The sequence below is a fragment of the Xanthomonas sp. SHU 199 genome, assembly GCF_000364665.1.
Taxonomy (GTDB): Bacteria; Pseudomonadota; Gammaproteobacteria; order Xanthomonadales; family Xanthomonadaceae; genus Xanthomonas_A; species Xanthomonas_A sontii.
The window spans coordinates 1-1,101 of the sequence record NZ_AQOI01000689.1; the positions used below are offsets into that span (position 1 = coordinate 1).

The 1,101-nt window shown below is 71.0% G+C and carries 2 protein-coding genes; both read right to left on the reverse strand.

Annotated features, from left to right (window positions below; all coding sequences use genetic code 11):
* Window positions 1-303: 303 nt before the first annotated feature.
* Window positions 304-666, reverse strand: a complete 363-nt coding sequence (locus D183_RS0119780; protein WP_010342294.1) for a hypothetical protein — start codon at window positions 664-666, stop codon at window positions 304-306.
* Window positions 663-1,101, reverse strand: a 439-nt coding sequence (locus D183_RS0119785) for a bactofilin family protein (protein WP_017910535.1), incomplete at its 5' end; no start/stop codon positions are given. The genes D183_RS0119785 and D183_RS0119780, both read right to left, overlap by 4 nt.

Consider the following 1,101-nt stretch of genomic DNA (forward strand, 5'->3'; position numbering starts at 1 on the left):
TCACCCCAACCCCTCTCCCGACGGGAGAGGGGCTAGGCGTCCACGATGCCGTGGGCGTGCGCATGGCGGCCCATCGCGTCTCGCCGGGTGGAAAGTGGGCAGGGCGCCACTCCCTTCTCCCTTCGGGAGAAGGTGCCCCAAAGGGGCGGATGAGGGTACGGCGGCCAGCGTCGCCAGACAGCAAGTGCAGCGATCACCGGCGTCGCGCGACCGTACCCTCACCCCAACCCCTCTCCCGACGGGAGAGGGGCCAGGCTTTTACGAATCCCCAATCCCCAATCCCCAATCCCAGCGCCACAGACGCTAATGCCTGCCGCGCTTCCCTCCCCGCACCGGCGTCGCCTCGACCGAGAGCGTGAAACTGCGCTCCTCGCCGTCGAGCATGGCGCCGACGCCGACCAGTTGGCGCTTGATTTCCTCGCCGCGGCCGTTGCGGATGCTGACCAACACGGTGTATTCCCAGGCGCTGCCGTCGTCCGGGTGGCGGATGCTGCCCTCCACCCGCAGCGGCACCAGCGCCGACGGCGCCGACTGCTGCAGCACCGCCGAATCGAAGCGCAGGTGGTGCTTGCACGCCGGGCAGACGCTGGCGCTTTCGAGAATGGTGGCCTTGCAGTGCGGGCAGGTCCGGGTCGCCCCCGGACTGCCGGGACGCGGGCTGCTCATGCGCCGGCGTCGGACTCCGCGGGCTTGCCGCCTTTGCGCGCGTGCTTGTCGTCGTCCCAGCCGAAGTCGGCCTGGCCGCGCATGCGCGAGCCGGCGGCCACGGTCAGCGAGCCGGCCTTGACGTCGCCGATCAGCGCGCCGGAGGCAAGCAGCTCCACCCGCGAGGCCGATTCGATGTTGCCTTCCAGCTCGCCGGCGATGACCACCTTGTCGGCGCGCACGCCGCCGCTGAGCTTGGCGCCGGTCTCGATGGTGAGGTCGCCCTGCACATTGACATCGCCCTTGAACTTGCCGGCGATGCGGATGTGGCCGGTGCCCTCGATCTTGCCCTCGATGCTGATGTCGGCGGCGATCAGCGATTCCTTCGCGGCGGGTGCCGGCGCAGGGGCGCGGGCGGCAGGGGCGGCGGCCGCGACCGCGGCGAGCGGTTCGCCA